Annotated in this window: 24 protein-coding genes; 14 read left to right on the plus strand and 10 right to left on the minus strand. The window is 59.5% G+C overall.

Features of this window, described 5'->3' with window-relative positions; translation table 11 throughout:
* The first annotated feature begins 109 nt into the window (after positions 1 to 109).
* From ACI94_RS01125 to ACI94_RS01155, 7 genes are all read left to right on the plus strand, one after another.
* Positions 110 to 1,189 (plus strand): iron ABC transporter permease, encoded by a 1,080-nt coding sequence (locus tag ACI94_RS01125; protein ID WP_286680989.1) that lies wholly within the window; start codon positions 110 to 112, stop codon positions 1,187 to 1,189.
* 5 nt (positions 1,190 to 1,194) lie between these two features.
* The gene (locus tag ACI94_RS01130) at positions 1,195 to 2,046 is read left to right on the plus strand and encodes an ABC transporter ATP-binding protein (RefSeq protein ID WP_286680990.1); all 852 of its coding nucleotides are present in this window, start codon (positions 1,195 to 1,197) and stop codon (positions 2,044 to 2,046) included.
* A gap of 26 nt (positions 2,047 to 2,072) precedes the next feature.
* Entirely contained in the window at positions 2,073 to 2,921 is an 849-nt protein-coding gene (locus ACI94_RS01135; RefSeq protein WP_286680991.1) for a bifunctional 2-polyprenyl-6-hydroxyphenol methylase/3-demethylubiquinol 3-O-methyltransferase UbiG, read from the plus strand.
* Complete coding sequence (locus ACI94_RS01140) at positions 2,908 to 4,158, plus strand: ABC transporter substrate-binding protein (RefSeq protein WP_286680992.1); 1,251 nt, start codon at positions 2,908 to 2,910, stop codon at positions 4,156 to 4,158. The genes ACI94_RS01135 and ACI94_RS01140 overlap by 14 nt, the downstream gene beginning before the upstream one ends.
* A 240-nt stretch (positions 4,159 to 4,398) precedes the next feature.
* On the plus strand, positions 4,399 to 5,157 hold the full coding sequence (locus tag ACI94_RS01145) for a helicase HerA domain-containing protein (RefSeq protein ID WP_286680993.1): 759 nt from the start codon (positions 4,399 to 4,401) through the stop codon (positions 5,155 to 5,157).
* A gap of 42 nt (positions 5,158 to 5,199) precedes the next feature.
* On the plus strand, positions 5,200 to 5,781 hold the full coding sequence (locus ACI94_RS01150; protein ID WP_286680994.1) for a flavin reductase family protein: 582 nt from the start codon (positions 5,200 to 5,202) through the stop codon (positions 5,779 to 5,781).
* Positions 5,782 to 5,834: 53 nt separating this feature from the next.
* The gene (locus tag ACI94_RS01155) at positions 5,835 to 5,969 is read left to right on the plus strand and encodes a hypothetical protein (protein WP_286680995.1); all 135 of its coding nucleotides are present in this window, start codon (positions 5,835 to 5,837) and stop codon (positions 5,967 to 5,969) included.
* A gap of 81 nt (positions 5,970 to 6,050) precedes the next feature.
* Here ACI94_RS01155 and tsaA read toward each other — a convergent pair whose 3' ends face one another.
* The 5 genes from tsaA to ACI94_RS01180 all read right to left on the minus strand — a co-directional run bounded on the left by tsaA (position 6,051) and on the right by ACI94_RS01180 (position 9,626).
* The gene (tsaA, locus tag ACI94_RS01160; protein WP_286680996.1) at positions 6,051 to 6,455 is read right to left on the minus strand and encodes a tRNA (N6-threonylcarbamoyladenosine(37)-N6)-methyltransferase TrmO; all 405 of its coding nucleotides are present in this window, start codon (positions 6,453 to 6,455) and stop codon (positions 6,051 to 6,053) included.
* Positions 6,456 to 6,597: 142 nt separating this feature from the next.
* Entirely contained in the window at positions 6,598 to 7,506 is a 909-nt protein-coding gene (locus ACI94_RS01165; protein WP_273258522.1) for a metal ABC transporter substrate-binding protein, read from the minus strand.
* 97 nt (positions 7,507 to 7,603) lie between these two features.
* Positions 7,604 to 8,434, minus strand: a complete 831-nt coding sequence (locus ACI94_RS01170; RefSeq protein WP_273258524.1) for a metal ABC transporter permease — start codon at positions 8,432 to 8,434, stop codon at positions 7,604 to 7,606.
* Positions 8,427 to 9,176 carry a metal ABC transporter ATP-binding protein gene (locus ACI94_RS01175; protein WP_209727282.1) on the minus strand — a complete coding sequence of 250 codons (750 nt, stop codon included), beginning with the start codon at positions 9,174 to 9,176 and terminating at the stop codon, positions 8,427 to 8,429. The genes ACI94_RS01170 and ACI94_RS01175 overlap by 8 nt, the downstream gene beginning before the upstream one ends.
* A gap of 6 nt (positions 9,177 to 9,182) precedes the next feature.
* Positions 9,183 to 9,626, minus strand: coding sequence for a formylmethanofuran dehydrogenase subunit E family protein (locus ACI94_RS01180; protein ID WP_209727283.1), 444 nt, complete (start codon positions 9,624 to 9,626; stop codon positions 9,183 to 9,185).
* Positions 9,627 to 9,764: 138 nt separating this feature from the next.
* Between ACI94_RS01180 and ACI94_RS01185 the strand changes: the two genes are divergently transcribed.
* From ACI94_RS01185 to ACI94_RS01200, 4 genes are all read left to right on the plus strand, one after another.
* Positions 9,765 to 10,454, plus strand: a complete 690-nt coding sequence (locus ACI94_RS01185; RefSeq protein WP_209727284.1) for a trans-aconitate 2-methyltransferase — start codon at positions 9,765 to 9,767, stop codon at positions 10,452 to 10,454.
* Positions 10,455 to 11,107: 653 nt separating this feature from the next.
* Positions 11,108 to 12,217, plus strand: a complete 1,110-nt coding sequence (locus ACI94_RS01190; protein ID WP_286680997.1) for a Fic family protein — start codon at positions 11,108 to 11,110, stop codon at positions 12,215 to 12,217.
* A 268-nt stretch (positions 12,218 to 12,485) separates the two neighbouring features.
* Positions 12,486 to 13,070 carry an HD domain-containing protein gene (locus ACI94_RS01195; protein WP_286680998.1) on the plus strand — a complete coding sequence of 195 codons (585 nt, stop codon included), beginning with the start codon at positions 12,486 to 12,488 and terminating at the stop codon, positions 13,068 to 13,070.
* 36 nt (positions 13,071 to 13,106) lie between these two features.
* The gene (locus ACI94_RS01200) at positions 13,107 to 13,802 is read left to right on the plus strand and encodes a C39 family peptidase (protein ID WP_066954119.1); all 696 of its coding nucleotides are present in this window, start codon (positions 13,107 to 13,109) and stop codon (positions 13,800 to 13,802) included.
* A gap of 445 nt (positions 13,803 to 14,247) precedes the next feature.
* On the opposite strand, the gene ACI94_RS01205 is transcribed toward ACI94_RS01200, so the two are convergent.
* From ACI94_RS01205 to ACI94_RS01215, 3 genes are all read right to left on the minus strand, one after another.
* The gene (locus ACI94_RS01205) at positions 14,248 to 16,335 is read right to left on the minus strand and encodes a PAS domain S-box protein (protein WP_066954116.1); all 2,088 of its coding nucleotides are present in this window, start codon (positions 16,333 to 16,335) and stop codon (positions 14,248 to 14,250) included.
* A 137-nt stretch (positions 16,336 to 16,472) separates the two neighbouring features.
* Entirely contained in the window at positions 16,473 to 16,646 is a 174-nt protein-coding gene (locus ACI94_RS01210; RefSeq protein ID WP_191092822.1) for a hypothetical protein, read from the minus strand.
* A gap of 79 nt (positions 16,647 to 16,725) precedes the next feature.
* The gene (locus ACI94_RS01215) at positions 16,726 to 17,550 is read right to left on the minus strand and encodes an SDR family NAD(P)-dependent oxidoreductase (protein WP_066954110.1); all 825 of its coding nucleotides are present in this window, start codon (positions 17,548 to 17,550) and stop codon (positions 16,726 to 16,728) included.
* A gap of 183 nt (positions 17,551 to 17,733) precedes the next feature.
* Here ACI94_RS01215 and ACI94_RS01220 point away from each other — a divergent pair, with 183 nt between their 5' ends.
* Positions 17,734 to 19,572, plus strand: coding sequence for an AMP-binding protein (locus ACI94_RS01220; RefSeq protein WP_286680999.1), 1,839 nt, complete (start codon positions 17,734 to 17,736; stop codon positions 19,570 to 19,572).
* 156 nt (positions 19,573 to 19,728) lie between these two features.
* Here ACI94_RS01220 and hisH read toward each other — a convergent pair whose 3' ends face one another.
* Both hisH and ACI94_RS01230 read right to left on the minus strand, forming a co-directional pair.
* Positions 19,729 to 20,337 carry an imidazole glycerol phosphate synthase subunit HisH gene (gene hisH, locus ACI94_RS01225; RefSeq protein WP_066954676.1) on the minus strand — a complete coding sequence of 203 codons (609 nt, stop codon included), beginning with the start codon at positions 20,335 to 20,337 and terminating at the stop codon, positions 19,729 to 19,731.
* Positions 20,312 to 21,721: a phosphoadenosine phosphosulfate reductase family protein gene (locus ACI94_RS01230; protein ID WP_066954108.1), complete on the minus strand. Its 1,410-nt coding sequence runs from the start codon at positions 21,719 to 21,721 to the stop codon at positions 20,312 to 20,314. The genes hisH and ACI94_RS01230 overlap by 26 nt, the downstream gene beginning before the upstream one ends.
* A gap of 475 nt (positions 21,722 to 22,196) precedes the next feature.
* Between ACI94_RS01230 and ACI94_RS01235 the strand changes: the two genes are divergently transcribed.
* Together ACI94_RS01235 and ACI94_RS01240 are read left to right on the plus strand one after the other, a co-directional pair.
* Positions 22,197 to 22,664, plus strand: a complete 468-nt coding sequence (locus ACI94_RS01235) for an MnhB domain-containing protein (protein ID WP_161937558.1) — start codon at positions 22,197 to 22,199, stop codon at positions 22,662 to 22,664.
* A 761-nt stretch (positions 22,665 to 23,425) separates the two neighbouring features.
* The coding region (locus ACI94_RS01240) for a PAS domain-containing protein (protein WP_286681000.1) at positions 23,426 to 24,324 on the plus strand (899 nt) is incomplete at its 3' end.

Raw genomic sequence — 24,324 nt, forward strand, 5'->3', positions numbered from 1 at the left:
TGCACCAAGGAAGATTATGGTGAGATACAATAGCATCAAATATTACTATTTTATATATTATTGCTACTAATATGATGGTGTCCACGCCGGCCGGGCGGGAGGATACCGCATGACAGAGTCCACAGGCTTCAAACAACTCCTCATCAACCTGGGTTACGATCCCGTCGAAGGCTTCGGAGAAGGGAGAAAGATCGCCATTCTCGCAGCTCTTGCCCTTCTCCTTTTTATAACGGCCTGCATCGCCGTCGTCATGGGAGCGTACAACATCACGATCACCGATGTCTACCGGACAATCCTCGTCCATCTCACGTTCGGCGACATAACCGCTCTGCCGAAACTCCACAATACGATCATCTGGGATATCCGCGTACCGCGAATCATCCTTGCCATCTCGGTCGGTGGTGCGCTTGCCATCGCAGGCGCCGTCTTTCAGGGCGTCTTCAGAAATCCACTTGTCGAACCCTACATCCTCGGTGTCTCGTCGGGAGCAGCCTTCGGTGCGGCTCTCGGGATCGTCTTTCCGGCTATCTTCTTCTCGATCCAGCTCTCCGCGTTCGTTTTCGGCGCTCTCGCAGTCACCCTTGCCTACATCCTCGCTCGCGTCCGCGGTGAGACTCCCATCATCACCCTCATCCTCGCCGGCGTGATCATCGGGTCGATATTTGCCGCCCTCGTTTCGCTCCTCAAGTACACCGCAAACGACACGGCACTCAGGGAGATCGTCTTCTGGCTGATGGGAGGGTTCTACTACGCGACCTGGAACGACATCCTCCTCCTCACCCCCGCGGTCATCGTGAGCTTCGTCGTCCTCTGGGCGCTCGGGTGGAAACTCAACATCCTCTCAATGGGCGACGATGAGGCGCGAACGCTCGGGGTAAACCCCGAGAGGTACAAATTCGTGGTCATCGCGTTCGCCACTGCCATCACCGCATTCGCTGTTTCACTCGTCGGGATCATCGCGTGGGTCGGGCTCATGATGCCCCACGCCTCCAGGATGATCCTCGGGCCCGATAACCGGTTCGTCATCCCGGCATCGCTGATGATGGGCGGGTGCTACCTGATCCTCTGCGACACGCTCGCCCGGACGCTGACGACGGCCGAGATCCCGGTCGGGATTCTGACTTCCATTCTTGGAGCCCCCTACCTCTGCTACCTGCTCCGCAATAAGGGCAGGGCTGTCTTCGGGTGATTACCATGCTGCAGGTTCAGGATATCCATTTCAAATACGGGGATTTCCCCGTCCTTTCGGGAGTCTCTTTCTCCGTCGGAGAGGGTGAACTCTGCGGTCTTTTCGGCCCGAACGGGTCGGGAAAAACAACGCTTTTCAAGTGTTGCCTGCGCTTTTTGCGCGCCGAAAAAGGCACTGTGCGGATATGCGGCGAGGATACTTCGGCACACTCGGTCGAACAGCTCGCAAAGGTCATCGCCTACGTGCCGCAGGAGCACAAACCGCCCTTCCCCTACCTTGTACGGGAGGTCGTCCTCATGGGCAGGACGCCGCACCTCGGGGGGTTCTTCGGGGTGAAGAGGCGCGACAAGGAGATCGCAATGAACGCGCTCGCCGCGCTCGACATCACCGAATTCGCCGACCGGCCGTACAACCAGCTCTCGGGCGGCCAGCGGCAGATGGTCCTGATGGCCCGCGCCATCGCACAGGACACGCCGATACTCTTCCTGGATGAGCCGACGAGCGCCCTCGATTTTCAGAACCAGATGAGGATCTGGAAGATCATGCGCGATGTCGCCGAGGATGGCAAGACGATTCTCGCCTGCAGTCACGATCCGAACCATGTTGCCTGGTTCTGCGACCGGGTCGTGGTGGTTGGAGAGGGGGCCGTCGTGGCCGAGGGGGAACCGGCGGACGTGATCTCCGAGAGCGTTCTCGAGAAGATCTACCGGGACGCATGCGCCGTCCGGTCGTTCGAGGGCATGCGGATGGTGATGCCCCGCTGCGTTGCGGAGCGATGTGCTACCGGGAGGTCGGCCGTGCCGCAATACGAGAATCCTACCGCAGTGATGAGAGTCAGTGCGGATGCAGAATCATAACATTGTCGCGATTACGGAGAACACCAATGGCATATAACGAAATTGACTGGAACGCTGTCTGGAAGGAACTGTACGACGAGAATATGTGCTGCCGCGGCAGCGGCGAATGTGCCTCAATCTGGGAATCGCAGGGGAAAGCGCGCTCATTTCTGAAGCAGTCCAGGGAGAACCCCCATCGAATCCGCCACGTAATTGAGGCTCTGCCGATCGAGCGCGGATCGCGGGTGCTCGACATCGGGGCGGGGCCGGGAACCCTGGCGGTGCCGCTCGCAGGCGTCGCCGCACACGTCACCGCCGTCGAACCGGCAACGGGAATGGCCGGGGTGATGGCCGAGTATGCTGCAGAATCGGGCGTATCGAATCTCACGATCGTGCAGAAACGCTGGGAGGATGTCGATCCCGCCGTCGATCTCGAAGGGCGCTATGACGTCGTCGTCGCCTCGTACTCGCTCGGGATGCCGGAGATCAGGGCGGCGATCGAGAAGATGTGCGAAGCGTCCTCGCGATGGGTGTATCTATTCTGGTTTGCCGGAACGACGAGCTGGGAGCAGGCGATGATCGACCTCTGGCCGAAACTACACGGGAAGGAATACCGGCTGGGGCCGAAGGTCGACGTCCTCTTCAACGTCCTCTACTCAATGGGGATCTGCCCGAACGTCGAGACCTCACAGATGGAGCACGTCCGCAGGTTCCCTGACCTCGAAGGGGCAGTTGCTGAATTCAGGGAGCAGTACGGCGTGGTTACTCCCCGGCAGGAGACGGTGCTCAGGGACTACCTCGCCGGGGCACTCTCGGAGAACGGCGGCGACCTCCTGCTCTCCGGCATGACCACAAGGGTGAAACTCTGGTGGGAGGTGACGGGTGCGGGCGAGTGAGGTCCATGGCAGGGCAGCCGTCGCCGTGCTTCTAGTGTTTCTGGTCGCCCTCTGTGCTGGATGCATCGGGACGGAACAGCCCGCAGAGGCACCAGGCAAAACTGCTGAACCCGGATACCGGACGGTCGTTGACTCCCGCGGGGTCGCGGTGCAGGTGCCGGAGAAGATCGAGCGGGTCGTCACCATCTCCGACGGCATGATAGAGGGGACGATGACGTATCTCGGGACGCAGGACACTATCGTTGGAGTGGGTTCATCCTGTCTTCAGAGGAACTTCAATTATGAATTCCCAACGATCCATGGAGAGTCATACTGGTATCGTGACGGAATGAATCCGGTAACGTACCTGAACCGCCGGATCATGGAACTCCCGCGTATTGCCGAATCCGGAGCAGCAATCAACTACGAATCCCTTGTATCGCTCGATCCGGATGTAGTAATCCTGCGAGTCGGTTCATGCACCGCCCGGCACGTCGACGACGAATCCGTCACAAAAACAATTTCGACAATTGAGTCGCTAGGCATTCCTCTCGTCGTCGTCTATGGCCCCCCTGCATTCAAAGATCCTGATCTCACGAAGATATCCGATGAGATCATGATTATCGGGCAGGTCTTTGGAAAGGAGGCGAATGCGTCAAAACTCGCAGGTTATCTCGAGGAGCAGGTACGTTTCATCGATGAGCGGACGAGAGACATCCCGCTGGATGAGCGGCCGCGCGTACTCATCTTAGGGCTTTCACCCACCGCAAGGAATGCAGGAGGCGCCGGGCAGGTCTTTGGCCTTGACACCATCGAGTCGTACTTCATCGAAGAGATAGCCCATGCACAGAACGCCTTTGCAGAACCCGGATACTTCAAGACGGTCTCGGCTGAACAGATCCTGAGCATCGATCCGGATGTTATCGTCCTCTGTACGGCAAACGGGTACCATCCGCCGGAGGAACTCTACTCGGCACCCTACTACCGGAATCTGCAGGAGCTCAAGGCGGTGAAGAACAGGCAGGTCGTTGCCTGGCCATGGACGCCCTGCAACTGTGCCAAGCGCCTTGAATACCCGATCGACGTGATGGTGATTGCAAAAGCGGCGTATCCGGAGCGGTTCGCGGACATCGAACTGTCAGAGTGGCTGCTGGACTTCTACAAGAACGTCTACGGCGTGGACGACGACACTGCACAAGCCCTCAGATCGGCGCAGTGGATGGACTGGTGCGTGGAAACGTGTCCATCATGCGGGTGAGTGAGATATGACAACGCATTCTGCCTTGATCATCGGTGTTGCGGCGTCATCCGTATCACACTTGCTGGCGGCCGTCCTCTTCACGGCGGTCACCTCCGTAAATCAGAACGGTTTGAGTTCCCGATCAACCAGATGATCATGACCAAGACGGTCTATACCAACCGATTTACAGATGTCGACCTACAAACTCAAAAACGCAGCAAAAATCGAAATTCAGACAACGAAACGGAAGTAAAGAAAATGAAGATCGCTATTTGTGGAAAAGGAGGCAGCGGGAAGAGCACGCTCGCTGCCCTGCTCGCACGTGAGTACGCACGGCGGAACCGCCCTGTGCTGGTCGTCGATACCGACGAGTCGAACCTCGGGCTGCACCGTCTGCTCGGGACGGACGCACCGCCCGACCTGATGGACTACTTCGGGGGCAAGAAGGCCATGGGGGAGAAGATCATGGCAGCGATGCCCGACCTGGCGTCCGTCAACCTGATCGAGGAGGCCTGGACGTTCGACGACCTTCCAAAGGACTATGTCGCCGAAGACCATGGTGTTCAGCTCGTCGCCATCGGCAAGATCCACGATGCGGGAGAGGGATGTGCATGCCCGATGGGAATGCTTGCCAAGCAGTTTCTTAGAAGTCTTCGCCTCGGTGACAGCGATGTTGTTATCGCAGACACCGAGGCGGGGATCGAGCACTTCGGCCGCGGAATCGATCAGGAGGCCGACGTGATCCTCATGGTGCTCGACCCCTCGTTCGAGTCGCTGCGGCTTGCGGAGAAGATCACGGGAATGACGGAGGGGATCGGCGTCCCGCTCTACTATGTGCTGAACAAGACGGAGCCGACCATGGCTGCACGGATGCGTGAAGGGATTGCGGATCCGTCCCGGATCATCTGCGAAATCCCGCAGGACCCGGACATCCTTGAAGCGGGTCTCGAAGGACAGGCGTTGACGGATGGGCATCCGGCTATCGGCTTACTGGTCGAGGCGCTGGAAGGGCGGTAGACACCCATACAGGATAATACCGACGTAAAGGACGTAAAAACCATGCAACTACCACCGCACAACCGAGAAAACGTTCTGCCTCTCCCCGTGGTGCTCATCTCGACGATCTCGAAGGCCGGGATCCAGAATGCCGCACCATGGGGGAACATCACCCCGATCCTCCGGCCGTTCGACGATATCGTCCTCGCCTCCTGGCTGCGGCGCGACACCCTCGACAACATCAGGGAGACCGGCGAGTTCGTCGTCAACGTGCCGCCGGCAACGATGGTCGAGGAAGTGATGGTCTGCTCCCGGAACTTCCCGCCCGAGGTCGACGAGTTCGAAGAGGCACGACTCGCTCCCCGGCCTTCAACCGTCGTCGCGCCGCCCGGCATCGAGGGGTCGGTTGCGTGGATGGAGTGCCGGCTTGTCGAGGAGATCACGAGGGAGAAGTATGCGCTCGTCATCGGCAGGGTCGTCCATCTCGAGGTGAACGACCGGTATACCACTGACGGGGGCGATATTGACTTCGGCGCCGCCCGGCCGCTCTGCATGGTCTGCGGCAACGACGGGATCCGGTTCGCCTACCCCGTCGATGCAGGACGGTTTGCACCCTACTCCGAGATGTTCGTCCGGAGATCCTGACCGTCCCGCCGGCCGGCAAAACCTATATTCCCCGGGCGGAAAAAGAGACCTTTATGCCGACCTGCAGCGACTGCGCCCTCTATACGAAGAAGACCGAGACCGAGGGGGAGTGCAGCATCAACGGCCCCGTTCCCGCCGACCGGGACGCCGGGCGGTGCCCTTTCCGGACGTTCCGGCCACGTGGATGACGTCGTGACGTTTGAGGGGCACCACGCCAATCCCGATGACCGTCAACCCGGCACGGCTGATCGGGTTGGAATGAAACCCGATCACTTCGGACAGTCGATCTCTTCCGAGTAGGGTTTGATATCGAGAACCGGCGTCCCGTCGAGAGCCTCCAGCCCCCTGACCCGGATCGTCCCGCCCGTTATGTTGATGACATCGACGAGCGACAGGCTGATCGGATTCGGCCGGTTGGGGGAACGGGTTGCAAACACACCATGCTCCACCGGTTTGTGCGGGGGTGTCACACGGAGCACCGTCCGGTCGGACCGGTCAAACCAGCAGAGCACGAAGAGGTGTTTCTTCTCCTCAACCCTGAAAAGGCCGGGGAGGTATCGTTCGTCGATGACAATCTCCGCTTCGGTGTCGGTCAGCCTGCCCTGCCGTGGGGCGTCCCCTTTCTCTTTATACGGCGAAGAGACGTACCCAATGGGATTCAGGTCGACGTTCATGGTTCCCTCCTTCCGGCAGCGATGCCCGGGCGGGTGCGCCCGCGGCCCTGAAAACCCAACGGCAGTACATCGGTTTTCATGGCCTCATTCAGTTGTTCCATGTCTTTCCTCCAGGATCAAAAAGTGGTGGTTAAAGTGATTCTTACCGCCTGCGGGTGAGCAGCAGGAGGGAGCCGCCTCCAAGGATAGCCGCAACGGCCAGGATTCCGGGAAGCGGAGCAGCGGTCTCGGCCGGGGCGGCCGCTTCTCCCGACGCAGCCTGCACCGGAGTGACCAGGCCCTTGTTGTAGCGGATGACGTCGGGGAGCGAGTCGACGCCCGGGAGCGACTTGGGGAAGTTGGTGAAGATGATCCGCTCTGCAGGCACCCCGTTGTCGTGAAGCGCCTCCTCGAGGCCCTTTGCCAACTCCCCCGACTGCATGTTCTCGATGACGTACTTCACGTTCCGATACTTTTCGGGATGATTGCGGATATCGTCAACGACGACCCGCGGGGTGAATTTTCCACCCTGATAGAACTCCGGCGCATAGATGGACACCAGGTTCAGCCCGAGCCAGCCGACCGCTGCGTCCTCCTGCCAGACCATCACCACGGCATCCTGACCGGGAATCGTCTCCCGTTCTTCAGGGGTGAGATCCGCGGCATCGATCTCTGCAAGGTAATCATCCAGCCGCGCTTCATAGTACGTCCGGTTTGCCGGGTCTGCAGCAATCAGCCATCCCGCCACCTCGCGGGAGAGGTTTCTCGCCCCCGACGGGGTGTTCCAGATCATCGAGGGATTCTCCAGGGTCACCCACTCCACTGTGTCGTAGTCGTTGGCAGCCATGAAGTCGTCGACATACGGCATCACGTAGGACTGATCGACCGACCCGTTGTGGGCAACGAAGAGGTCGGCATCGCGAATGAACTCCTTCTGCAACTGGATGCGGTTCGGGATGATGTCCGCCTGCATGTGGGGGCAGATGGTCGGGTCGGCGATGTAGATGGCCTCGACCTTCTCCCCGCCGATGTACTGGATGGGATCCCAGAGAACGGTGGTCGTGGAGACCACCGTAAGGGCATTTACCCCGGGTGCTACGAAAAGTAAGGCAAGTAGGAAAGATAGGGTACGAATTCGATTCATGTTGAGAATAGTTGTGACTAAAGTATTAAACTTTGCGAAACGTGACGCGCCGCCGGGGTGAGAGGAGCACCGCGGCGATGAAGACGACGGAGAAGAGAGCGGCGGTCAGGGGAGCGACCGGGAGGGAGTATTCCAGGCCGACAAGGGCGCCGGATATGCTGATCACGGCGGCTACGGTCGGAGCGACCACGAACATCGCGGACAACCGGTTGCAGAACTGAAGGGCGATTGCCGCCGGGGTGACCAGCCAGACGTAGAGCAGGAGCCCCCCGATGATGGGGAGGCAGAGGGCGACGGTGAGCGCAATGACAAAGAGCATCGCGTAGTAGACCGGCTTTACCCGGATTCCGACCGACTCCGCGATCCTTTTGTCGAAGATGATCGCGGTGATCTCCTTGTAGAGGACGACAATAAAGGCGATCGCAACGATGCAGATGACCGCGAGGAGATATATCTCTTCGCGGTAGAGGGAGATGACGTCCCCGAAGAGGAGGCCCATGGCGGAGAACCCCTGCCCGAGGGTCTGCATGTAGGCGATGAAGAAGATGGCCACGGCCATGCAGATCCCGAACAGCAGCCCGAGCGACGTATCGGGAGAGAGCCGGGCCCTATCCGAGAGAGGGCCGATGAGGAAGGCGACGGCGACGCCGGCCACGATGGAGCAGACGGTTGGATTGAGGGAGAGAAACATTCCCACCGCCGCACCGGCAAAGGCGGCATGGGCCATGGTGAACCCGATGGAGGAGATCTGCACCTGGGTGACGATCACGCTGAGGACGGCGCAGGCGACGGAGGCGAAGAGCATGGCCTCCACGGCGTGGCAGACGATGTTGTTTGGAATGATGAACTCAAGCATGCGAGGCTCCTTTTCCGGCACTCCGGACGACCTGCTCCACCTCTTTTGGGGGGCACTCCCGGCTGACCACGATCTTCCCCTCCTGCATCACCACAACCCGCACCGGCCTGTCAGGCAGGTCGTCGAAGGCATGCGATACGATCAGCACCGTTATCCCGTTCCCGACCAGGCGGGCGAGAAGGCGGTTGATCTCCTCGCGGGCAAACATGTCCAGGTTGGAGAAGGGCTCGTCCAGGAGGAGAACTTCAGGGTTGCGGGCCAGGTTCTGGGCCATGAGCACCTTCTGCTGCTGCCCGCCGGAGAGCTGCCCGATGGGGCGGGTGGCGAGGTCCTCGATGCCGAGTAGGTGCAGGGCCTTTTTCGCCTCCTCGTAATCCTCCGTCCGGGGCTTCCGGAAGAGGCCGATCGTGCCGTAGCGCCCCATCAGGACGACCTCCTCGACCGTGAACGGCGTAAGCGGGTCGAAGGCAAAGTTCTGGAGGAGGTAGCCGACCCGGCACCGCACCTGCACCCCGTCCCCCCGCACGTCCTGCCCGCATACGGTAGCCTTTCCGTGGGTGATGGGGAGCATCCCGTTGATGGTTTCGAGCAGCGTCGTCTTCCCGGCCCCGTTCGGGCCGCCTATCACCACGAACTCCCCCCTCCCTATCGAGAGGGAAATACCTGTCAGGGTGGGGCGGTCCGCACCCTCGTAGGCGGTATACACGTTTTCAAGCCTGATGACAGGGTCCGGCGGAGTCATGGCCCTTCAGGACGAGGAGAGGTCGAAGAGTTCATCGTCGCGCCTGTAGTACATCTCCTCGGCCACGGCCTCGATCGCGGCCTCGTAGTCCATATCCCGCTCCGGGAGGGGGAACGGGCGCGGAGTGACGGTGATCCGTCTCCCGTCGGCTTCAAAGGTGCAGCTGACGGTCTCCGAGGAGATGATCTCGATGTTTCGCTTCCCAAGCGTGCACCCGCTCCCGAGCTGGACCCCGTCTGCCAGGCAGGACTGCGGGGGCACCCCGGCACAGCGGACCTCGGCCTTCATCCGGAACGGGTCGTCGCAGAAGTTACCCCGTATATACTTCCCGATCCGGTACCCGAGGACGATATAGGGCCCCAGATGACCGTGGAAAGCGGCAAGGTCGGCTACGGAGAAGTCATTTTCGATATTATAGTATTTGCAGTGGCGGTGGGTCTCTGCATCCATAGAGTATCATCCGTAGGGATAATATTTAATAATTGTTTATTCAGACTACGTATGAAATAAGCGTCGCTATTTCTCACCAAGGTCAGGTGTTTTTCCAATGTACAACCTGGAGCGATCATACAGGACGGCTGGTGAAGGATGACCGAAACGCACGAGGTCCACGGCGTCATGGATGCAGAGGAATACGACCATCTCATCAGGGCCATCGTGCCCGGTCAGCCTCTCCTCCTTGCCACCATCATCGATTACCTGCCTCCTCACCCACGGCGGATTCTTGAACTTGGCTGCGGAACCGGGATCCTCACCGCGATGATCCGGGAGGAGTATCCCGACGCGAAGATAACCGGGATCGACCTCTCACCGGAGATGCTGACGGCTGCAACGGCAAAACCCGATCTTGCCGGGGTCGAATTTCTTGCACAGGACCTGCGGGATGCGTGGCCGACTGATCGCTACGATGCAATCGTCACCTCCCTTTGCCTCCACCACGTCTCAAAGGAGGACCGGGTTATGGTCGCCCGTCGGGCTTTGCAGGCGCTTTCGCCCGGTGGCCGGTTTATCTGCGGGGACATCTTCCGGGCCGGAGACGACCGGGAAGAGCAGATGCAGAGGGAGATCTGGTGCCGGGGCATGAAGCGGGGAGGAGCTTCCGACGACGTCATCCGGGGAATGGTGGCACAGCGGGAGAAGCACATATCTACGTTCACCACGGTATCGGAGTTCCGGGAGATACTGGTGGAGTCGGGATTCGGTCGTGCGGCTGTGCCGTTCACCTCGGGCTTCGTGGGCCTGGTGGTGGGGTTTGCAGGAGATCCTGAGAGGGTTTGACAAAAGAGGGGGCACTGCCCATAGGGATTGTATCGCCCATCCGCGGACACTTACATGTCACAGGCGGAGACTGCCGTACGCTCCCGGCCCGGGGTGCAAGGCTCTGCCGTGAGCCCGACCGCTCAGTGATACGAAAGAAGGGCATGGAACCGGCGCTGCCCGATCGTTCAGGAATTTGCCCCGGTATGACTTCCATCTTTTCGGCTGCGCAACCAGAAGCGGTCGTGCACCGCATCTCAAACGGTAGGGCGCCGTCCCGCGACTGCCTCCGAAAAAAAAGATTTGGATAGGACGTGCAGCAGAACGCCGGGATTGGACATGGGTTGAGGCGACAGGTGAATATGGTTCGAAGTATTCTGAGGGTATGTCAGCCCTCAGCATAAGTAACACTTAATGAGATAAATATATTACTAATTACACAGAATTTGATTTACTGTAGCATCGTTGCAGAAATGACCGCACTTCTCCTGACAGTGCTCGGGGAGCGGGTCCGCATCGAGCTCTTTGCATCCCTCGTGCAGCCCGGCCGCCGCAATCGCAAACAATCAATCTTAATACGCCCTCGCACCACCGGATAACTATATGAAGGATCTCCAGCACATCGCCAGCTCTCCTGTTCTCGGGGGATTCACGGCGATCCGTGAGGAGGCGGCATGACAATCACACCCTACACCCCGGAGCCGCTGCCCCCGGACGGCATCGACTGGGAGGCCCATATCCCGCAGATAGCGTCGGCGAACCGTGCCCTCGCCCGGTACGACGGCATCCTCCAGGCGATCCCGAAGCCTCGCCTCCTGCTCTCCCCGCTCCTGACGCAGGAGGCGGTGCTCTCCTCAAGGATCGAGGGAATACAGGCGTCGCTTGAGGACGTCCTGCGGTTCGAGGCGAACCCGGGGGAACGGATCAACGATAAGGCCCTTGCCGACATCCAGGAGGTCATCAACTACCGGGAGGCGCTGAACGTTGCGGTCGAGGCCCTCAAGACCCGGCGGCTGGATGCAGCCCTCGCCTGCGACCTGCACCGCATCCTGCTCGCCGGCAGCCGGGGCATGGACCGGGAGCCGGGATGCATCCGCACGGTCCAGAACTTCATCGGCCGGGACGCGCATATCGAGCACGCGATCTTCGTCCCGCCGGCACCGGAAAGCGTTCCCGGGGCGCTCGAGGACTGGGAGGCCTACCTGCACAGTGAGGAGAAAGACGTCCTCGTCCAGCTCTCCGTCCTGAAAGCACAGTTCGAACTCATCCACCCGTTCTGCGACGGCAACGGCCGTATCGGGAGAATGCTCGTCCCGCTGATCATGTACGAGAAGGGACTGATTGCAAGCCCCATGTTCTACATAAGCGCCTACCTCGAGCGGCACCGGCCGGTCTACTACGAGCGTCTGCTCGCAGTCTCCCGGGACAGGGACTGGAACGGCTGGATCGGGTTCTTCCTCCACGCCATCGAAGAGCAGGCGGGGACAAACGGCCGGAAAGCAAAGGCAATCCTCGATCTCTACGACGAGATGAAACGAACGGTGCCGGAGGTGACCCGGTCGCAGTACGCCGTCGCCGCGATCGACGCACTCTTCGCGACGCCGATCTTCATCCCATCCGAGTTTTACGAGCAGACAGGGATACCGAAGAAGACGGCAAACCGGCTCCTCCAGCAACTCCGGGAACAGGAGATCATCGCCGTCATCGCCGAGGGCGGGGGACGGCGTGCCACGACCTACGCTTTTTCGCGCCTGATCGCCATCACCGAGGGAGACCGGTTGTGAGTATTCAGGTATCTGCAAACCCGGTTGCGCATATCAAAACCCCGATCAGGTATACGTAAACCGTATTCCCGGGAGCGTTTGCGGGTCATCCACGATCCGCAACGACATTTGTGGGCCACAAAGTGCATAATATGACCCAAAAAAATATTTGTGGGACACTGGTGACGGACAACGATCGAACCCGGCCGGCGGCAGGGATGGCGGCATGAGCGCGGGAACGGGACGACCGAAAGCGAATCTTTTCGATCCCGGAAGATAGAGATCTACCATGGATGAAGAGACTGCCGCGATGCTCGACTATGTCAGGACGGCGCTCCGCGAATCAGGGGCGCACGGGTTCGACCATACCGGGAGGGTCGTGCGCCTCTCGGAAGAGATCGGTGCACGCGAAGGCGCCGATATGGATATCCTCATCCCGGCCGCGTTATTCCACGACATCGCCCGGCCGCTCGAGGAGAGAACGGGCGCTCTCCACGAAGAGGAGGGGGCGAGGATGGCAGAGGCGTATCTGCGCTCCATCGGCTACCCAGAAGACCGCATCGCCGCCATCGCCCACGCCGTCCGGGCGCACCGCTACAGCACCGGGATCGACCCCGCTACCCTCGAGGCCCGGGTGCTCTCCGACGCGGACAAACTCGACGCGATGGGCGCGGTCGGGATCGCAAGGACATTCATGCAAGCCGGAGAGCGGGGCGGAGGGATCCCGGACGCGGTCGATCACATCCGGGCAAAACTGCTCAACTTAAAGGACCTCATGTACACGAAGACCGCCCGGGAGATCGCCGCCAAAAGACATGCGCTCCTCGTCGCGTTCCTCGCGGCCCTGGAGGAGGAGTGCGTTCCCGCACAATAAAGAAATAATTAACAATTCTCCGGGAAGGTCCCTCTCATGGATACCCGCATAATCCTCTCATTCTTCATCAGCGCCGTACTCGCCGCCGCTGCCATCCTCCTCGCGACCGGCATCCCGGTTCCGGGCCCCGCCGCCCCGGAGGAGCCGACCATCCTCGCCGGGGTCCCCGACGTCCGGCAGGCGGAGTATTACTCCTGTGGTGCATCATCGATGCAGGCGGTGCTCTCCTACTGGGGCCTCGACGCCTTCGAGACCGACCTCCGCATCTACCTCAACACCACCCCCGTCCACGGGACCTACCCCTGGGATATGGTCCGGGTGGCAAGAGACCTCGGCCTTGAGGCGGAGTGGAAAGACAACCTCACCATCGCCGACCTCGAGGCCTCGATCCGCGATGGCGTCCCGGTCATCATCGACGGCCAGCGCTTCAGGGAGGCGAACAAGACCTGGGAGGAGTCCTGGGCGGTGGGCCACTACATGGTCGTGATCGGGGTGGACGACCGCTCCGTCTACATCGAAGACCCCGCCATCCTCGGGACGAGGCTCGTCATGGACCGCGACGAGTTCGTGCAGTCCTGGCACGACTACCTGGCCGAGCTCCCCTACGGACCGGAGTCGCCTAAGTACCACGGCATCGGGGTCTTCATCCGGGGCGAAGCGCCTGCGGAGCGGCCGGCGTTCGTCACCTGGGACGTGCCTCCGGCCTGGGTGCCGGAGGCGCCGCTGCCCTGAGCGGAAGTATGATCACCACCCTGGCCTCCAGGGTTCGGCTATCATCCTCATCGGAAAATGGGGGCAGAGGACACCCTCTCCCCCGGTACGAGCGGCAGGCCTCCCGCCGGCATCGGACCCTGTTGCAAGGGAGGTTCGTCATGCTCAGATCCAATGCAAGGGTGCCGTCCGACGGGAGAGTCCTCAGGGAGCTTCAACTTGCAATCTTTCCGGGTCCTCGGATACTTCTTCTACGGACCGGCGAAGCAGAAGGCGTATCTGGACAATTTTCTCCTTCCGGGGAATCCTCGATGATGAATAGGATCGAACCTATCAATAGGGCAGAGAGACCGAGCAGGAGAATCAGCGGTGCGAGAGTGAGGAGCATCGCCGAAGAGAGGCACGCCTTCCTTGCCGCATTCGTTACGACCCTGAGCGGTGAAACGCATACTCGCGGCCGTTAGAGTTACACCAGTTCATGCCGCCTGAGAAATTCCCGGATCTTTCTCGACTCGATCCAGCCCTGGTCGAGCTGCCGGATGTACTCGTTGATCCGCCTGACCTCATCCTGGATCACTCTGGTCGCCTGTTCATCCTCGAGCAGGTATGACATTCCAAGAATCACCTGGAGCGGCTGACGGATGTGGTCACCGAGGATCGCGAACTGCTCGATGTTCTGCTCGATCCGATCGAATGCCTCCTTCCGAGCCTGCTCGAGTTCTTGCTGCAGGGTGATGTCGCGCAAAACGATCGCCACCCTGCGGGTATCCTCCCGCTCACCCGGGATCGGGAAGAGGATAATCTCAAGGATCGTTCCAGGACGCTTATCGATGTACCGGTAGGGTTTACCCGCAGTGAGGGCATGCTCGATCGCATCCCGCCGTGCCGCCGCCAGTTCCGGCGGGAAGAGGTTGTACAAGCACGTCCCGACGAGTTCATCTACGTTTTTGTTAAATCGTGCCGCCATTACCTCGTTTAAGGCAAGGATGGTCCCACGATGATCGATAAGCATGGCTGCGTCGGGCGTGGCGTCCAGGAGCGCCCGGAACTGCTCCTCAGCCTTCCGACGCTCGGTGACGTCGTGGACGATGGAATGCAGGAGCACCCGGCCATGGATGACAACCCGACCACTGTAAAGATCTACATCGCGGATCTGACCGTCTGCCAAGCGATGACGGGATGAATAATGCTGTCCTTCGCTGACCGCGGCCTTCTGAAGCTCGTCCAGCACCGCTTCCGGTTCGAGGGTGTTGAGATCGGTGATCCGCATCGAGGTGAGGGTCTCGAGCGGGTAGCCGTAGTAGGCGCTCGCCGCAGGATTTGCGTCAACGATGGCACCGGTCCCGGGATCTACGATCATCATGACCGCGTGGCTTGTGGTGAAGATGCTCCGGAAACGTTCTTCGCTCTCTGCGAGGGCAGCCTCGGCTCTGACGCGGTCGGTGATATCGGTGATGTAACCCTCGATCATATCGACCCCGCCCCGGGAACCGGAAACTCCCCGTCCCTGCTCCCAGACCCACCTCACCTCGCCTGTTGCTGTGATCAGGCGGTACGTCATCTGAAACGGCCTCCCCTCCGCAAGCCCGGATGTGACCTCCCTCCAGACCCGCTCACGGTCATCGGGGTGGATGAGGTCACCATAAGCGACCTTGCGGTTGCCAATCAGGTCCTCCGGAAGATAACCGGTGACCCTCTCCGCTCCTTCGCTGACGAACTCCATCGTCCAGCTGCGTTCTATCCTGCATCGGTAGGCCATCCCCCGAAGATTGCTCAACAGCGTGGAAAGCTGCCGTTCGCTCGTTGTGAGCGCCTCGATAACCCGGCTCCATTCGGTAACGTCGAGCAAAGTCCCACAGATGCCGTATACCTGTCCGTTGTCATATTTCATCGGCATAACCGCCAGATCAAAGGTGCGAACGGCTCCGTTGATGGTGAGGAGCAGTTTACTCCTCGCTGCCTCCCCGGTCTCCAGAACGCGAGATTTGAGCCTGGTCAGCCGTGAGGCATCCTCGGGGCAGAAGAGGTCGGCATCTGTCTTCCCGGGGGCGAAATCCGGGAGGAGGACGGGGCCTTCAGGACTGCTGACGCGGAGATAGCGGAGTTCACAGTCCTGGGTGAAGATGACCATGGGGGATTCTTCATGGGCGCTCAAGGCGAGGTCGGCATCACCCTTACCGGTGTCATGAAAGACAAGGAGCCGGAGTGCGGGAGTAGTGGTCTTGATAGTACTCGTGGTGATGGATATCCGCCGGACACCCGTCCCCGGGATCAGGATATTGAGGAGGAGCGACGGGGGGCACATCTCATTGTGGAGGAGGGCAATGACCTCTCTGAGTGCTCCTTCCTCCGTCAACAGTGGTCCAAGATACTGCTGGATGACCCAAGAAGCATCTGCTCCGAGAAGATCTTCCTCGGTCGCATGAAAAAGGCTCTGTATCGGGAGATTAGCCTGCACGATCGTTAGGGTGGCGTCAACGATGAGGATACCATCGCCCTCTACCAGGCTTGAGGGCGAGGCCTTATCCTCACGTGCAGGTTTCGTTGGTATCATGGGAGTCTGGTTGTGCGACTTGACAGGAGGTAGTCCCCGCCGAGGTATCAATATAGTTACTCCCACGACTCATAAATCTGGCTGACACCCCACCACCATCCCAACTTTCGGGCATGAGCACAGCCTGCCGTTCCCGTTCACCGCAGCCTGCAGGACTCCTCGTAGGATCTCTTGCAGTCCGGACAGAGCACCCGGGCCTTCTCAAGGTCGGGATAGTTCTCCTCGGTAATCTCGTCACAGGCCGCTCCGCAGATCTCGCACCAGTACTCTTTCGTCTCCGCCTTCTCATCGCCTTTCAGTTTACGCTTCATGCACTCATCCTCCAGGTTCTGGGTTGCCCGGATACCCGGGTGAGTGTCGCTCACTCTAATCCGTCATCATGCTTTCGTCTCACCACTCACCAATTCCAGTAAGATCAAGCGCCATCTTCCAGAACCGATCCTGGGTTTTGGGATCGAGGGCAAGGGAAGATGGCTGGGTCCACCGGTTCTCCTCGAAGTACCTGCCGCTCACCTTCCCTGCATCCGGCGAGAGAGCAAGGTATGTCTCCACCTCGGCTCCTCTCTCCGGCGGGGAACCGTTATTCTGTTCGCGAATATAGGCCCGAAGGAGTTTTGTGTCGATCACCCCGGGATGGAGGCAGTTTGCAGTCACTCCCGTCCCCTCGAGGACGCGGGCAGCCTGGATGGTGAAGGCGATGATGCCCACCTTCGATACGGCGTAGGCATCATAGGGGTCGTAATTCGAAAAGCCCGGGAGGTTCCCCCAGTCGACGGACCCCACGCCACGGTGTGCAATCGATGCAACGTTTACAATCCTTGCCGGGGCACTCCTCCGAAGGAGGGGAAGGAGTTCATGGGTGAGCAGGACCTGCGCAAGGTAATTCACGGCGAACGTCATCTCGATCCCATCCGGCGAAACCTCCCGTTTCGGCATGAAGACTCCGGCGTTGTTAATAAGGACGTCAAGCCGATCATGCTTCTTCGCGATATCCTCCGCAAGTCTTCGGATCCGATCCTGTACCGAGAGATCGGCGATATAGAGGCTCAATCGGTCGGATCCCGTGGCCTCCTTCAGTTCTGCAAGGACTCGTTCGCCCTTCTCATGGTTTCTGCCGTGCAGCAGTACATAATGATCCAATGAAGCCAGTGCGCGTGCGGTTGCCTTCCCGATGCCGTCCGTCGAACCCGTAACCAGTATAGTCTGTCCAGCCATGTGGCCGTTTTCATGCCCGATCCCTACTTGAAAGTAGTGGTGCGGCAGAGTGGTGCGCCCCTGAAACGGATGGCAGATGATCAGGTATGCACCAGGTGGAATGCACCAAAAAGATCGTGATTTTTCTGAATGTGGTGCGTGTCAAATCAAAAAGGTGATATTCTGCACCACATACGTGTACATATGGTGCGATATTCGGTCACGATGGATGACGATCTCGTCACGCAGATCGATAGGATACGCGAACCCCGGGGTATGTCCCGGTCCGAATGGCTCAACGAACTCTGCAAGACGTACTTCAATGGTGCATCCGGAAGCGGGGTCAAGGCCGCTGTCCCTGTGGGAGCGCCGCTTGCAAGCGCCTCGGGGCCAAACATGACAGATTACGATGCTGCCTGCGCCAATTTTAAGATCGATGTTCCGGAATATTTCAACTTCGGCTACGACGTCATCGATCGGTGGGCCGAGATAGATCGGAACAAACTGGCGATGATCTGGGTCGACCAGGAGGGGAATGAGAAGAAGTACACGTTCCGTGACCTTCGGTACCTCTCCAACGGGGCTGCAAACATCCTCATCAAGTACGGCATCAAGAAGGGCGACCGGGTCATGCTGATGCTGCCCCGGGTACCTGAGTGGTGGATCTTCGTCATTGCGCTCATTAAACTCGGCGCGGTCTTCTGCCCCTGCCCAACGATGCTGACGCCAAAAGACCTCAAATACCGAGTGCAAGCCGGTAAATTCCGGATGATCATCACGAACTGCGAGAATGCTGAAAAGGTCGATGAGGTCGCAGACGCTTGCCCGTTGCTTGAGACCCTCTTCCTCGTGGACGGAGAGCGGGAGGGCTGGGTAAGCTACCCGCACGAACTCGAGTACCCAGCACCAGTATCGCACCACACCGTCAGCATGCCGATCTCGAAGAAGACGAAATCGACCGATCCCATGCTGATCTACTTTACGTCGGGCACCACCGGCCAGGCCAAGATGGTGCTGCACGACCACAGCTACCCGCTCGGGCACATTATTACCGCGCAACTATGGCACGACCTGCATCCGAACGACCATCACCTGACGTTCTCGGATACCGGGTGGGCGAAGTGCGCCTGGGGCAAGATCTTCGGCCAGTGGATCGTCGGTGCCTGCATCTTTGTCTATGATATTCGGGGGAAGTTCAGCGCGACCGAACTTTTGCCGCTGATCGAGAAGTATGAGATTACAACGTTCTGTGCGCCGCCGACGGTCTACCGGATGCTGATCCTCGCGGATCTCGATAAGTTCGACTTCCGGTACCTGCGGCACTGCTGTAGTGCCGGGGAGCCGCTCAACCCCGAGGTGATCCGCGTCTGGAAAGAAGGCACCGGGCTGCCGATCTATGAGGGCTACGGCCAGACGGAGACCGTCTGCTGCATTGCCACGTTCCCCTGCATGAAGCATAAGGCCGGATCCATGGGCAAACCGGTCCCCGGCTGGCATATCGAACTTCACGACGACGAGGGAAAACCGGTTGGCGTCGGCGAAGAAGGGCGCATCGCGATCAAACTCGATCCCCGGCCGGTCGGACTCTTCGTGGAGTACCTGGACAACCCCGAGGCAAATAAGGAAGCGTTCCAGAATGGGTTCTACTACACCGGCGATAAAGCCTACATGGACGAGGATGGCTACTTCTGGTTCGTTGGGCGCAGCGACGACGTCATCAAGTCTTCCGGCTACCGGATCGGGCCGTTCGAGGTCGAGAGCGCGCTCATGGAGCACCCGGCCGTCCAGGAGGCAGCGGTTGTCGGGTCGCCGGACCTCATCCGGGGGATGATCGTCAAGGCCTTCATCATCCTAAAACCGGGCTACCAGCCATCTGAATCGCTGGTCAGAGATATTCAGGCTCATGTCCGGAACACCACCGCTCCGTACAAGTATCCTCGAGCAATCGAGTTTGTCGAGAGTCTTCCAAAGACCATCTCAGGAAAGATCCAGCGCAACATCCTGCGTGACCAGGAAATGCGCAAGCACGCGAACGGGAACTGAGGAGTTCCCATTTATTTTTACTCAGAAAGGGGTATTCATGAAAATCTAGGGCAGGAAAGATGCCGGTTCATACCGTCACCCTGCCGCTACGCCGCCGACCCCGGAGGAAATGAGGGTAAAAAGGGTCGGCCGCCAATCTGCCCGCGGTTCTCGTATTTAGCAGATCTTCTCGATGAAGTTCTCGAGGATCCGAAGGCCGACTGCGCCGCTCTTCTCCGGGTGGAACTGGACACCGTAGGCAAGCCCGCTATTGACGGCGGACGCGAAGGAGTGGATGTAGTCGGTGCTTGCAAGGGTATGCTCCGGTGCAGCCGCTGCGTAGTAGGAGTGGACGAAATAGACGTACTCCTCCCTGCGGAGCCCATCAAAGAGTGCTGTATCCTGCCGGATCTCGATGGTGTTCCAGCCCATGTGAGGTACCTTCTCCCCGGCGGAGGGGGGGAAGCGCTTGACGTCTCCCGGCACGAGCCCAAGCCCTCTGTGGATGCCGTGCTCCTCGCTTCTGTCCATGAGCATCTGCATCCCCAGGCAAATCCCAAGAAGCGGCGTATCCTTTGCGGCAGAAAGGACGGTCTCTTTGAGATCGCCAAGCATCTCCATCCCCTCGCGGAACGCCCCGACGCCCGGGAGAACGATGCCATCGGCTGCCGCAATCACCTCCGGGTCCGCCGAGATCACCGCCGCCGCTCCTGCCCTCTCTAGGCCCCGAAAGACGCTTCGGAGATTGCCGAGCCCGTAATCAATTATAACTATCTGCTTCTTCATCCGCATCTCCCCGCTTCCGCCACAGCCCCTTCTCGATCCAGTCATCGGGGAGGCCTTGCTTCTCCTGCCATCCGGCGAGTTTCTCGCGCCACATCGCCAGGAGTTCTGGGTGCGCCTCTTCGATGATCTCAAATGTTGCAAGGTCGCTTGAGGGGCACATGAAACACCCGATACGGTCGAGCCCCCGCTCGTAGAGGCGGTTGTAGGGCGCCTTCTCCCGGAAGATGTAGAGCCAGACGTGCATCGCCGTCCAATGCTGGATTGGGGCCGCCGAGAGTTGTTGCGGGACATGAACGTTCTGCCAGACCCGCTTGCTCTGCATCCGCTTCACCGACTCATACTTTCGCTGCCCGATGAACGTGAGGCACTCACCCCAGTTCTCGTCGATCAGGCGCCCGACAGGGTGAAGCTTGCAGACCTTGCAGCACCAGCGGTAGTCGACGGCCGGCGGGCCGTTCCTCTCAAACTCGCTCCAGAACGTCTCCACATCGGAGATCCGGAGAACAGTAAGTCCATAGCGTTCCGCTACGGCCTCCACATTCTCATAGGTCTCGGGGAACTCAAGCCCCGTATCGGCAAAGAGAAGCGGGACCGGACCGAGGGCTTTCTGTACGAGGAGCAGCGTTGCGAGGCTATCTTTTCCGCCGGAGTAAGAGATTGTGGGCTGCCTGGGGTTCTGTTCTGCAACATCCCGTATGAACTTGACGCTCGCGGCTTCGTGCTCCGCAAGGACCTGTTCGTTTGCCCGAACAGCATCCTCCCATGTCGCTTTTCCCGGAACGCAGACCGATGGGACATTTTTGCGGGTCCGGACAACAGTCCCACGCTCCATCGTCGCGGCGGTGGCGGCGTCGACTCTCGCCCTGCCCACGCCGATACACTCTCCGGCCCGCGTCAGGATGAAGACTTCGTCGCCCTCGCTGACAGAAGGATCGATCGAGACGAGGCCCGGCGCAAGGAGGCTCGCACCGCTGTCCCGGATGGAGGGGACTGCACCATCGTCGACGACGACGAAGCGCTTCGTCGGCCTCAGGTACGCCGCGGCAGCAGGACGCGGAAGAGGTTCCCAGCGCCGGGCCTCGGGGAGATAGCGAATCGCCCCCACGACCGCGCCGCCGAGGACGATCTCATCCATACGATCTTCAGAAGGGACTTTGTTTAAGAGTGCGATATGACCATCCGGTATCAGTGGCGCTCCGAAATGGTCGGAGAATATGCGGTTGATCCGCTCGATATCGTCGGGAAACGCAGGCCGGGCGTCTCCTGGCGGTGTGACGGCGACCGGGCGGGTCGAGGCGCCGCAGGCGCAGGTCCCGGAGAGCACCGGAGCGTGGCAGGAATCACACCATCGAAGCAGGATCTTTCCAAGATAAAGGCGTGGCATTTGCATATTCGTTGGAGAGAAATGAATAAATATCTTGGTGCGTATATGGTCCGTTCTGCAAAGTCCCTCTAATGGCAGGGATCCTATCTGAGAGGGACCGTTCTTTGTGCACCGGGAAACCCCGGATCGTATCCCGCTTGCTCGAAACCCGGTATGCCGGGTGCAGCGGACGGCGGGTGCATACGCTTAAATATATCCTTGCTGTATAGTACTATCATGTTCAATCATGTAGAATATGATCCGGCATAGGTATGCCAGCGATTCTACATCGGCAAAAAGAGATGAGCGCATGTACCGGGTGATTCCGTGACCCCCCGCCAGCTGGCTACAAACGTTCGAGGTGCACTACCAGGCTGCCCTGTCGGGATAACCATCGATAGGGCTCCAGATCCAGCGTCTGCTGGGCCTTCAGCACCGAAGTATGGGGTGGTCGAGTGCGGCTTCTTGGTCGCGAATCCCGGATAGGAGAGATGGAGTGAGAGATGTGCATGAGAACAGGCTTGCTTTTGCAGCCATTGGAATCATCGTTGCTCTAGTTCTTGGATCTTATGCAATGTACGGCAATCCGACACCTGCCGGGGCATTCCTCGGATGTACAGCCATCGTCGTAGGGATTGCCCTGCTGACCTTCGCTTCAGGTACTGCGGTACCCTCGGTGCGAGTTGCGGGGAAGACGTTGCGGAAGACCGAGATCCTGGGGCTGCTCATCTTCATCTTCATGGCAACCATCATGCTCGTAGTCGGGATGGCGCTCTTCTACGACTGGCTCGCCGAACCGACCCCGGCTTCCGGGGAGGCCCCTATCGAGCTCGGACCGATAGCGGGAGTTCTCCGGATAGCCGGCGAGGTCCCGCTCATGGCGTTCGTGATAGGTGTTGAGGTGATCGGGGCAATCTCTCTGATTGCGCTCTATGTGGCCTCCAGACTCGGGCACCGGACATAAGGCTCATCTCTGCCCCGCCCCGGCGATCTCCTCGATCGCCCATAATAGTGCCTTTTTGTGCGCCTCCCTCTGCTTCCTGCAGCCGCAGAAGGACAAAGAGAATTATTTTCTCTCAATATTCTTGAGTTCGCATCGTCATCCCCGTAAATGCCGCCAATCGCTCTTTCGAGATTCTTTCAGCGCCATCCCGGAGAGCGGCGTTAGTGACCCAGGACAGCCATTGAGACGCCCGGGCCACCAGGGCGATGACGGGCACGATCTCCAGCCTCCCTGCCCACATGACGATGACAGAGAGCCGCTTTGCTGCCTGCGGTAATCCCGAAGGATGCGGAAGAGAAGAGTTTTTATGAGGGCCCATTCATGCGCCCGATGCAAATCTCCAGCCGTATATCATGCGCATACCCGCACGGTAATCTATTGCAGTCAGATCCGCGGTCATCGTCGGGCTTGTGGGTACTCGAAGCTGAAAAGATCCGGCAACCAGGTTCGGCGTCAAAGCAATAAGTTCTGGCTCAATTAAATTTATTCTATCAAAAATATATTGATACTGATTTCACCTGTTCCTGCAGATGATGGTCACCATCTCACTATGCCTTCAGAGCGGCCCATGGTTCACCGGTTGCCCGGCAAGCTGACCGGAGGAGCGGACGCCCGATCCACCCCGGGCCCGTACGGACCAATCTCACCACACCAATTGCGTGAGCGCAAGAGCGAGCAAAGAGATGCAGAAGACCGAGCAATGCCAGAAAGGGAGATGTTACATGGATAACTTGCGCAACGAGCCATTGGATAGACTCCAGCAGTTGATTCAAGATGCTCTTCCCACGCCCAACAGTCAACTGCAAGAGAGGCTAAAAGCAGGCATCGAGGCTCTGCTCGCCGAGAACCGCGATCTTGCCGCCCGGGCAGAACGCGAGCATAACGCACTCCTCGCCGCCATAGGAAGGCGGGGGATAGTCTACGATGCTGCCGGAAAAGCAATCGTGGTGAGCTCCGGTGAAGGTGACCGGGTGGCCCGGGCACTCCTAGGAAGAGGAGAGGGGGGCACAGCGCTCTACTACCCCGACGGAAACCCTGTTCGACCGGAAGATCTTCCCGGCCGGCGGGCGATCGGAGGGGAACAACTGATTGATGTTCGGTTTATCCTTCACGACGGCCAAGCAGAGGAGATTTACATCTCCGTATCCGCCACGCCCATCGTGACCGGAGGGACGATATCCGGGGCCGTCGTCACCTGGCTTGACGTCACCGAGGAGGAGCGAACACGGCGCAGAGTGGAAGAGATGAACAGGCTGCTTGAGGGGTTGTTTGAGAGCCTCGGGGATATCGTCGCCGTCCAGCTGCCGGACCACACGATCCTGCGCTATAACCGTACCGGCTACGAACTGATCGGGATGAGACCGGAGGAGGTCAGGGGACGGAAGTGCTACGAACTCATCGGGAGGACCAGACCCTGCGAGTTCTGTGCAACGGACCTGGCGCTCGCGAGCAAAAAGCGGGAGGTCATCGAGAAGTTTGTGCCCGAACTCGGGCGTTACCTGGAGTGCCGTTCAAGCCCGATCCTCAATGAGCAGGGAGGGGTGGCGTTCATCGTCGAGCAACTCTATGATATCACCGACCGGAAACGCGCCGAGGAGGAGCGCCGGGAGAGCGAGGCGAC

Source organism: Methanoculleus sp. DTU007, assembly GCF_001512385.1.
GTDB lineage: Archaea > Halobacteriota > Methanomicrobia > Methanomicrobiales > Methanoculleaceae > Methanoculleus > Methanoculleus thermophilus.

Bases quoted from the DNA above. Each gene is read 5' to 3' on its own strand.
- ACI94_RS01135 (WP_286680991.1), top strand. From the start codon at position 2,073: ATGGCATATAACGAAATTGACTGGAACGCTGTCTGGAAGGAACTGTAC.
- ACI94_RS01180 (WP_209727283.1), bottom strand. From the start codon at position 9,626: ATGGATGCAGAGACCCACCGCCACTGCAAATACTATAATATCGAAAAT.
- ACI94_RS01175 (WP_209727282.1), bottom strand. From the start codon at position 9,176: ATGACTCCGCCGGACCCTGTCATCAGGCTTGAAAACGTGTATACCGCC.
- ACI94_RS01170 (WP_273258524.1), bottom strand. From the start codon at position 8,434: ATGCTTGAGTTCATCATTCCAAACAACATCGTCTGCCACGCCGTGGAG.
- ACI94_RS01155 (WP_286680995.1), top strand. From the start codon at position 5,835: ATGCCGACCTGCAGCGACTGCGCCCTCTATACGAAGAAGACCGAGACC.
- ACI94_RS01210 (WP_191092822.1), bottom strand. From the start codon at position 16,646: ATGAAGCGTAAACTGAAAGGCGATGAGAAGGCGGAGACGAAAGAGTAC.
- ACI94_RS01125 (WP_286680989.1), top strand. From the start codon at position 110: ATGACAGAGTCCACAGGCTTCAAACAACTCCTCATCAACCTGGGTTAC.
- ACI94_RS01190 (WP_286680997.1), top strand. From the start codon at position 11,108: ATGACAATCACACCCTACACCCCGGAGCCGCTGCCCCCGGACGGCATC.
- ACI94_RS01150 (WP_286680994.1), top strand. From the start codon at position 5,200: ATGCAACTACCACCGCACAACCGAGAAAACGTTCTGCCTCTCCCCGTG.
- ACI94_RS01200 (WP_066954119.1), top strand. From the start codon at position 13,107: ATGGATACCCGCATAATCCTCTCATTCTTCATCAGCGCCGTACTCGCC.
- ACI94_RS01230 (WP_066954108.1), bottom strand. From the start codon at position 21,721: ATGCCACGCCTTTATCTTGGAAAGATCCTGCTTCGATGGTGTGATTCC.
- ACI94_RS01130 (WP_286680990.1), top strand. From the start codon at position 1,195: ATGCTGCAGGTTCAGGATATCCATTTCAAATACGGGGATTTCCCCGTC.
- ACI94_RS01220 (WP_286680999.1), top strand. From the start codon at position 17,734: ATGGTGCGATATTCGGTCACGATGGATGACGATCTCGTCACGCAGATC.
- hisH (WP_066954676.1), bottom strand. From the start codon at position 20,337: ATGAAGAAGCAGATAGTTATAATTGATTACGGGCTCGGCAATCTCCGA.
- ACI94_RS01195 (WP_286680998.1), top strand. From the start codon at position 12,486: ATGGATGAAGAGACTGCCGCGATGCTCGACTATGTCAGGACGGCGCTC.
- ACI94_RS01205 (WP_066954116.1), bottom strand. From the start codon at position 16,335: ATGATACCAACGAAACCTGCACGTGAGGATAAGGCCTCGCCCTCAAGC.
- ACI94_RS01145 (WP_286680993.1), top strand. From the start codon at position 4,399: ATGAAGATCGCTATTTGTGGAAAAGGAGGCAGCGGGAAGAGCACGCTC.
- ACI94_RS01185 (WP_209727284.1), top strand. From the start codon at position 9,765: ATGACCGAAACGCACGAGGTCCACGGCGTCATGGATGCAGAGGAATAC.
- tsaA (WP_286680996.1), bottom strand. From the start codon at position 6,455: ATGAACGTCGACCTGAATCCCATTGGGTACGTCTCTTCGCCGTATAAA.
- ACI94_RS01215 (WP_066954110.1), bottom strand. From the start codon at position 17,550: ATGGCTGGACAGACTATACTGGTTACGGGTTCGACGGACGGCATCGGG.